The 5,935-nt window shown below is 71.2% G+C and carries 6 protein-coding genes; all 6 read left to right on the top strand.

Annotation, left to right across the window (positions count from 1 at the left end; all coding sequences use genetic code 11):
* The first annotated feature begins 230 nt into the window (after positions 1–230).
* Positions 231–1,448 (top strand): pyridoxal phosphate-dependent aminotransferase, encoded by a 1,218-nt coding sequence (locus QM582_RS05840; protein ID WP_415082592.1) that lies wholly within the window; start codon positions 231–233, stop codon positions 1,446–1,448.
* A gap of 135 nt (positions 1,449–1,583) precedes the next feature.
* Positions 1,584–2,735, top strand: a complete 1,152-nt coding sequence (gene ispG / locus QM582_RS05845) for a flavodoxin-dependent (E)-4-hydroxy-3-methylbut-2-enyl-diphosphate synthase (protein WP_415082593.1) — start codon at positions 1,584–1,586, stop codon at positions 2,733–2,735.
* Between the two features lie 28 nt (positions 2,736–2,763).
* Positions 2,764–3,615 (top strand): GNAT family N-acetyltransferase, encoded by an 852-nt coding sequence (locus tag QM582_RS05850; RefSeq protein WP_415082594.1) that lies wholly within the window; start codon positions 2,764–2,766, stop codon positions 3,613–3,615.
* A 124-nt stretch (positions 3,616–3,739) separates the two neighbouring features.
* Positions 3,740–4,726 (top strand): Gfo/Idh/MocA family protein, encoded by a 987-nt coding sequence (locus QM582_RS05855; RefSeq protein ID WP_415082595.1) that lies wholly within the window; start codon positions 3,740–3,742, stop codon positions 4,724–4,726.
* Between the two features lie 90 nt (positions 4,727–4,816).
* Entirely contained in the window at positions 4,817–5,320 is a 504-nt protein-coding gene (locus QM582_RS05860; RefSeq protein WP_415082597.1) for a hypothetical protein, read from the top strand.
* Positions 5,317–5,935: hypothetical protein (locus QM582_RS05865; protein WP_415082599.1), on the top strand; the 619-nt coding region annotated here is incomplete at its 3' end. The genes QM582_RS05860 and QM582_RS05865, both read left to right, overlap by 4 nt.

The following is a 5,935-nucleotide window of genomic DNA, read 5'->3' on the forward strand; positions in this document are numbered from 1 at the left end:
ATCGCCGCCGTCGCCGGCCCGGACCACCGCGCCCGGGCGTTTGAGCTGGGACAGCGGGCCGCCGCCGTGGACGGCACCGCCGCCACCCTGGCCGAACTCGACCGCCTCGCCGTCGGCTGAGCCCGTCGGCCCTCGCCGCTGCGCCCGTCCGCCACCGCCGGCTGAGCCGGTCGGCCCTCGCCGGTCGAGCCTGTCGAAACCGGACGCGCCCGACTGACAGACTGAGGCCCATGCGTCGCATCGTCCAGTCCAAGAAGCTGCAGCACGTCCGCTATGACGTGAGGGGTCCCATCCTGGTCGAGGCCCAGCGGCTGGAGGCCGAGGGGCACAAGATCCTCAAGCTGAACATCGGCAACACCGCCCCCTTCGGGTTCGACGCACCCGAGGGCATCCTCGCCGACATGGCTCACCATCTGCCCTCGTCGCAGGGCTATTCGGATTCCCGCGGCATCTATTCGGCGCGCACCGCGGTGGCGCAGTACTACCAGTCCAAGGGGCTCACCCGCACCACCGTCGACGACGTCTTCATCGGCAACGGTGTCTCCGAGCTGATCATGCTGGTGCTGCAGACCTTCATCGACGACGGCAACGAGATCCTGGTCCCGGCACCCGACTATCCGCTGTGGACCGGCGCGGTCACCCTGTGCGGCGGCGTCCCGGTGCACTACCGCTGCGACGAGAGCAACGACTGGAACCCCGACCTGGAGGAGATCGAGGCCAAGATCACCGACCGCACCCACGCGCTGGTGATCATCAACCCGAACAACCCGACCGGCGCGGTCTACAGCGAAGAGACGGTGCGCGGGCTGATCGACATCGCCCGCCGGCACGACCTGGTGGTGATGGCCGACGAGATCTACGAGAAGATCGTCTTCGACGACGCCGTGCATCACCACGCCGCCACCTTCGCCGGCGACGACGTGCTCTGCCTGACCTTCTCCGGGCTCTCCAAGGCCTACCGGGTGTGCGGTTACCGGGCCGGCTGGGTGATGATCTCCGGCCCGCGGCACCTGGCCACCGACTTCCTGGAGGGCCTCACCCTGCTGGCCAATATGCGGATGTGCTCCAACGTGCCCGGCCAGCACGCCATCCAGACCGCGCTGGGCGGCTACCAGTCGATCAACGAGCTGATCGTCCCGGGGGGACGGTTCTACGACCAGTCCAAGCTGGCCGCCCGGCTGCTCAACGAGATCCCCGGGGTGAGCTGCGTGGAGCCGATGGGGGCGTTGTACTGCTTCCCGCGACTCGACCCGGAGGTCTACCCGATCGACGACGACGAGGCCTTCGTGATCGACCTGCTGCGCAGCAAGAAGATCCTGGTCACCCACGGCACCGGCTTCAACTGGGCCGAACCCGACCACTTCCGGCTGGTCACCCTGCCGGACGCCGGGGTGCTGACCGAGGCGATCGGCCGGATCGCGGAGTACCTGGAAACCCGGCGCGGCTGAGGTTCCGCGGGTGGGCGAAGTCGGCCGGGCCTCAGCCCTCGCTGCGGAACCTCCGAGCCGGGGTGACGGCACGAGTAGGCTGTCTGGCGGCGGTCATTCACCGGCCGCTCGCAGCTGTTGTCGAACGAGGAGTCCATGACCGTCAACCTGGGCATGCCCGCCACCCCGCCACCCGTCCTGGCCCCGCGGCGGCCGACCCGGCAGATCAGGGTCGGCAAGGTTCTGGTCGGCGGCGACGCGCCGGTCTCCGTCCAGTCGATGACCACCACCAAGACCACCGACATCAACGGCACCCTGCAGCAGATCGCCGAACTGACCGCCACCGGGTGCGACATCGTCCGGGTGGCCGTGCCCAGCCAGGACGACGCCGACGTGCTGCACATCATCGCCAAGAAGAGCCAGATCCCGGTGATCGCCGACATCCATTTCCAGCCGAAGTACGTGTTCGCCGCGATCGACGCCGGCTGCGCCGCGGTCCGGGTGAACCCGGGCAACATCCGCCAGTTCGACGACCAGGTGAAGCAGATCGCGCAGGCGGCGTCCGACGCCGGGGTGTCGATCCGGATCGGCGTCAACGCCGGCTCGCTGGACAAGCGGCTGTTGGCCAAATACGGCGCCCCGACGCCGGAGGCGCTGGTCGAATCGGCGCTGTGGGAGGCGTCCCTGTTCGAGGAGCACGACTTCCGCGACTTCAAGATCTCGGTCAAGCACCACGACCCGGTGGTGATGGTGCGCGCCTACGAGCTGCTCTCGCAAGCCTGCGACTACCCGCTGCACCTGGGCGTCACCGAGGCCGGGCCGTCCTTCCAGGGCACCATCAAATCGGCCGTCGCCTTCGGTGCGTTGCTGGCCAAGGGCATCGGCGACACCATCCGGGTGTCGCTGTCCGCCCCGCCGGCCGAAGAGGTCAAGGTCGGGATCAAGATCCTGGAGTCGCTGAACCTGCGCCCCCGGCACCTGGAGATCGTCTCCTGCCCGTCCTGTGGTCGCGCCCAGGTGGACGTCTACACCCTCGCCGAAGAGGTCACCAAGGGCCTGGAGGGCCTGCAGGTACCGCTGCGGGTGGCCGTGATGGGCTGCGTCGTGAACGGGCCCGGCGAGGCCCGCGAGGCCGACCTCGGGGTGGCGTCCGGCAACGGCAAGGGCCAGATCTTCGTCAAGGGCAAGGTGATCAAGACGGTCCCCGAGGAGCAGATCGTCGAGACCCTGATCGCCGAGGCCAACCGGATCGCCGAGGAGACCCCGGAGGGGGCTCCCGCGGGCGCGCCGATGGTGTCGGTCAGTTGATCAGCGCTTCCCTGGGGAGCTCCCGGCGATGAGGCGCGCCCGTGCCCTGGGCACCCGCGATGCCGCCCTGGTCCGGACGCTGCTCTCGGTCGATCCGGTGCAGAGCCTGTTCATCTCGTCCCGGGTGGACGCCGGGGTGCTCTGGCCGGGCTCGCCGGCCACCCTGTACGGCTGGCCCGGGGACGCCCCGCGGCACGTGCTGCACGCCGGGTCGAACCTGATGCCGGTCTTCGCGCCCTGCGACGACAAGGAGCGGGCCGCCGCGATCGCCGGCTTCGTGGACGCGGTCGGCGCGCACCGCTGGTGTCAGTCGATCGTCGGCGACAGCACGGTGGCGCTGGCCCTGCACCGCGCCCTGGCCCGGCACAACCGCAGCTACGCGGGGGAGCGCGAGATCCGGCCGCGGCAGCCGCTGATGGTGACCCGGGAGGTGGTCCCGCAGCAGACCGAGGCCCCGGTGCGGCAGATCACCATGGCCGAGTTCGGCTCCTACCTGTCCGCGGCGATCGCGATGTACACCGAAGAGGTCGGGGTGGACCCGACCGCCGGCGGCGGGCGTCCCGGCTATCGGGCGCACTGCCAGAGCCTGGTCGAGAGCGGCCGGGCCTGGGGCGTCGTGGACGACGCCGGCACCGTGGTGTTCAAGGCCGACGTCGGGATCAGCTGCGGCCGGATCGCCCAGGTGCAGGGGGTGTGGCTCGACCCGCGGCTGCGCGGACGCGGGCTGGCCGTGCCGGCGATGGCCGCCACCACCCGGCACATCCTGGAGCAGCACGACCTGGTGTCGCTCTACGTCAACGACTTCAACACCCGGGCGGTACGCACCTACCTGCACACCGGCTTCACCGTCGCCGGCCAGTTCGCCACCGTCCTGTACTGACCGGCGTCGCTCGTCCAGACCTCTCTGACAACGGGGTTTCGACACGCCCACCCAGCGATCACCGTGCGGTCGACTGCCCGGCCGGTCTGAAAGACTCGGCACCGTCGACCGAAGGAGGACCGCGATGACGGACCGGATCCGCTGGGGGCTGCTGGGCGCGGGTGGCATCGCCACCGTCTTCGCCGAGAACCTGCTGGCCGAGGGACTGCACATTCAGGCGGTGGCGGCCCGGGACGGCGCCAGGGCCCAGGCGTTCGCCGACCGGTTCGACATCTGGACGGCCTACGCCGGCTACCAGGCGCTGGTCGACGACCCCGAGGTGGACGCGGTCTACGTCGCCACCACGCACAACTTCCACGCCGAGCACGCCCTGCTGGCGATCGAGGCCGGCAAGCCGGTGCTGGTCGAGAAGGCCTTCACGGTGACCGCCGCCCAGGCCCGCCAGGTGGCCGAGGCCGCCCGGGCTCGCGGGGTGTTCGCGATGGAGGCGATGTGGACCCGGTTCCTGCCGTCCACCGACTTCGTCCGCCGGCGGATCGCGGACGGCTCGCTGGGCGAGGTGCGAGCCGTGGTCACCGACCACAGCCAGAAGCTGAACCCCGACCCTCAGGGCCGGCTGTACAACCCGAAGCTCGCCGGCGGCGCACTGCTCGACCTCGGCGTCTACAACGTCTCCTTCGCCGTCGACCTGCTCGGGACGCCGTCCGACATCGTGGCGCGCGGCTCGCTCACCGACACCGGGGTGGACGCCGAGGTCTCGGCGATCCTGACCCACGCCGGCGGCGCCCGCTCGGAGAGCCATGCCACCATGCTCAGCGCCGGACCGTCCCGTGGCATGGTGATCGGCACCGACGGCTACCTCACCCTGAACGGCTCCTTCTACAACTGGACGAAGGTGCGGCGCTACTCCGGACGCCAGCAGCTGGTGGAGACCTTCAAGCCGGAACGCACCTCGCGCGGCATGCACTTCCAGGCGCTCGAGGTGGAGCGCTGCCTGCGCGAGGGGCTGACCGAGAGCCCCCGGCTCACCCTCGACGACAGCATCGCCGTGATGGAGGTGCTGGACGAGCTGCGCCGCCAGGTCGGCTGCGTGCTGCCCGAGGACGGCTGAGCCACCCGGACCACACGCCGAGGTCCGGCGAGGCCGGACGCATCATTGCGGCGGCGGATCCCTCTGTCCCTGTGAGACGAGGGGGATTCGATGCAATCGCTGCTTTCCGCCGCCTTCTGGCGGTCCATGGGCGGGTCACTGGTGCGCACGGCCGTCGCCGGCATCACGCCCTTCCTGCCCGGCCTGACCTCCGACCCCGCCGCGACCTGGCCGAAGGCCGCGGCCACCGTCGGAGGGCTGCTGGTGGCCACCGTCGGCACCAGCCTGAAGGGCGTCCCCGATCCGGAATCGGCCGGTTGGGGTGAACTGCTCACCGCCCGCGGTCTGCGCCAGTTCGGCCAGTTCCTGGCCGGCGGGCTGACCGGCGCCGCGCTGCTGTCCGGCATCGACTGGACGTCGCTGCTGCAGCAGGCCGGCACGTCCGCGGCCTCGACGGTGGTGCTGGGCGCGCTCACCGTGTCACCCGGCGACAGCTCCAGCGGCCCGGACCCGACGCCGGAACCGGTCCCGGACGCCGCGCAGGGCGAGCCGCCGTTCGACCATCCCGACGCCTATCCGGCCCCGCCGGACTACTACCAGGAGGAGGTGTCATGACGCTCCCACGCGACATGGTGGCGCTGCCCGAGGGCGGCGTGCTGCGCGGGGACGCCGCGGCGTCCTATCTGCGGATGCGGGCGGACGGCATGCCGGCCAAAGGCGTCGCGGTGTTCGCCCGCACCCTGGCCCAGCAGGCGGTGCTGCGGCAGCGCTACCTGCGCGGCAAGGGGCCGCTGGCCGCCAAGCCCAACAAGAACGCGCCGCACGTCCGGGGCGTGGCGATGGACCTGGACACCACCGGCTCGGACGGGCGGTACCAGCCGTCGGCGGCGCACCGCTGGCTGACCCGGGGCGGGGATGGTTCGAAGAAGCCGGCCCGGGGCGAGAAACTGGCCGCGCACCGCTACGGCTGGCGGCGCACGGTGCCCTCGGAGCGTTGGCACTTCGGCTACGACCCGGCCCGGGACAGCAAACGGGCGGCCGACCTGAAAAGCCGGCTGGGCAAGCTCGGATACCCCAACCTGAAGGCGTTCCAGCGCGCCCACGACCTCGTCCCGGACGGCAAGGACGGCCCGCTGACCTGGACCGCGCTGCTGACCCGGGCGAAGCCGGCCAAGGGCGCCCGTCCGGCCCCTCGCCCGGCGCCCGCCGCGCCGCCGTCCCCGGTGGCGG

Source organism: Micropruina sp. (assembly GCF_047607385.1).
Taxonomy (GTDB): domain Bacteria; phylum Actinomycetota; class Actinomycetes; order Propionibacteriales; family Propionibacteriaceae; genus Micropruina.

What these genes read in the sequence shown, in the direction of transcription:
- ispG (WP_415082593.1), top strand. Translation starts at nt 1,584, where the DNA reads ATGACCGTCAACCTGGGCATGCCCGCCACCCCGCCACCCGTCCTGGCC.
- QM582_RS05840 (WP_415082592.1), top strand. Translation starts at nt 231, where the DNA reads ATGCGTCGCATCGTCCAGTCCAAGAAGCTGCAGCACGTCCGCTATGAC.
- QM582_RS05850 (WP_415082594.1), top strand. Translation starts at nt 2,764, where the DNA reads ATGAGGCGCGCCCGTGCCCTGGGCACCCGCGATGCCGCCCTGGTCCGG.
- QM582_RS05860 (WP_415082597.1), top strand. Translation starts at nt 4,817, where the DNA reads ATGCAATCGCTGCTTTCCGCCGCCTTCTGGCGGTCCATGGGCGGGTCA.
- QM582_RS05855 (WP_415082595.1), top strand. Translation starts at nt 3,740, where the DNA reads ATGACGGACCGGATCCGCTGGGGGCTGCTGGGCGCGGGTGGCATCGCC.